This window comes from Micromonospora globbae (assembly GCF_003610785.1).
Lineage (GTDB): Bacteria > Actinomycetota > Actinomycetes > Mycobacteriales > Micromonosporaceae > Micromonospora > Micromonospora globbae.
Genome location: NZ_RAQQ01000083.1, coordinates 1 through 1921 on the forward strand (window position 1 = coordinate 1; position 1921 = coordinate 1921).

Annotated in this window: 1 protein-coding gene and 2 pseudogenes; all 3 read left to right on the top strand. The window is 67.9% G+C overall.

The features are described 5' to 3' along the window. Window positions 1-126 (top strand): annotated as a pseudogene (locus D7I43_RS32355) (transposase); the annotation flags it as partial. A gap of 149 nt (window positions 127-275) precedes the next feature. After that, window positions 276-1769 (top strand): ISL3 family transposase, encoded by a 1494-nt coding sequence (locus tag D7I43_RS32360; protein ID WP_328853659.1) that lies wholly within the window; start codon window positions 276-278, stop codon window positions 1767-1769. A gap of 26 nt (window positions 1770-1795) precedes the next feature. Continuing rightward, window positions 1796-1921, top strand: a pseudogene (locus D7I43_RS32365) (transposase); the annotation flags it as partial.

The window sequence follows — 1921 nt, forward strand, 5'->3', positions numbered from 1 at the left end:
GTGTCCAAGCAGACCATCTCCACTATCACCGACAAGGTGATGGACGGGATGGCCGAGTGGCAGAACCGGCCCCTCGACCCCGTCTACCCAGTCGTGTTCATCGATGCCATTAACGTCAAGATTAGGGCTCTGTCGCCGATCTTGTGATGTGGACGGTCGTGGCAAGTCGACGCGCCACCCACTGATCATGTTCGGCGTGTTCGCTTGTGGAGCAGTTGCTGCCTCACCTGTCCGACCTGCTGATCGACGGCGTTGAACAGCGCCACGAGGCAGTTGTGATCTCCGCCCGGGTCCGATCAGCGACGGCGCAGTGCGGTAGCTGCCGGCAGTCATCGAGTCGCGTTCATGGCCGTTACCTGCGGCGATTGCGCGACCTCACGGTTGCCGGGGTGGCTGTGCTGCTTCAGGTGCGGGTGCGGCGGTTCCGCTGCGGCAACCGCGGTTGCCCGGCGGTGACCTTCGTCGAGCAGGTCGACGGCTTGACCGCTCCGCATGCCCGTCTCACCCAGGGGCTGCGGGAACTGCTCACCCGGATCGGGCTTGCGTTGGCCGGGCGTGCCGGCGCACGGCTGGCTGCCGCCGTCGGAGTGAACGTGGGCCGTGACACCCTGTTGCGGCTGGTGAAAGGCCTGCCGGACCCGGCAGGGACCGCGGTGACGGTCCTGGGTGTTGACGACTTCGCGTTCCGGCGCGGACGCCACTACGGCACCATCCTGGTCGACATGGCCACCCGCCGCCCAGTCGAGGTCTTCGACGGTCGTGACGGTGACAGCCTCGCCGGCTGGCTCGCGCAGCACCCAGAGGTGGAGATCATCTGCCGCGACCGTGCCGGTGGCTATGGCGAAGGCGCCCGGCAGGGCGCCCCGCACGCGGTGCAGGTCGCCGACCGGTTCCACCTCTGGCAGAACCTGGGCCAAGCGGTGGAGAAGACAGTCAACGCCCATCGCGCCCAGCTCGCCCGGCCAGGACCTCCGCCTCCCGAGGACACGCCGCCGCAGTTGGTGCGGCCGCTACCGGAGAAGAAGATCGTGACCCGGCTGCGTGAGCACTACACCGCCGTGCAGGAACTGGCAGCGCAGGGCATGTCCAAGGCGGCGATCGGCCGCAAGCTGGGGCTGCACCAGGCCACGGTGCGCAAGTTCGTCAACGCCCGCAGCCTCGCCGACCTGACCGCCGTCACCGAGCAACGCTCACACCTGGTCGACCCGTTCACCGGCTACCTGCACCAGCGCTGGAACGACGGCGAACGCAACGCCACCCAACTGTTCCGCGAGATCCAGCAACAGGGCTACCCCGGCGGGGAACTCGCCGTTCAGCGCTACCTGCGCCGCTTCCGCACCGGCCGCGGTCACGCCCCGCACCCCGGTCCGAAACCACCCACCGTCCGCCAGGTCACTTCGTGGATCATGACCCATCCCGACCACCTCGATCCTCGCGACGCCGCCAAGCTGCGCGACCTGCGCCACCGCGACCGTGACCTGAACCGGCTGGTCAAACACGTGCGCGCGTTCGCGGTGATGATGACCGGCCGCCACGGCAACCGCCTCGACGAATGGATCGTCGCCGTCGAACACGACACCCTCGCGCCGCTGGCCGCGTTCGCCCGCAACATGCGCCGCGACCTCGACGCCATCCGCAACGGCCTGACCCTGCCGCACAGCTCCGGCGCCGTCGAAGGCACCATCAACCGCCTGAAAATGATCAAACGACAGATGTTCGGCCGCGCCGGCCTCGACCTACTCCGCAAACGCGTCCTACTCGCGCACTGAGACTTCACAAGATCGGCGACAGAACCAAGATTAGGGATGGTCAGGTCGCCAACCGGCCGATCTATCTCGCGATGGCGGTCACCGTCGACGGGCACCGCGACATCCTCGGCATCTGGGCCGGTGACGGCGGCGAGGGCGCCAAGCACTGGCTG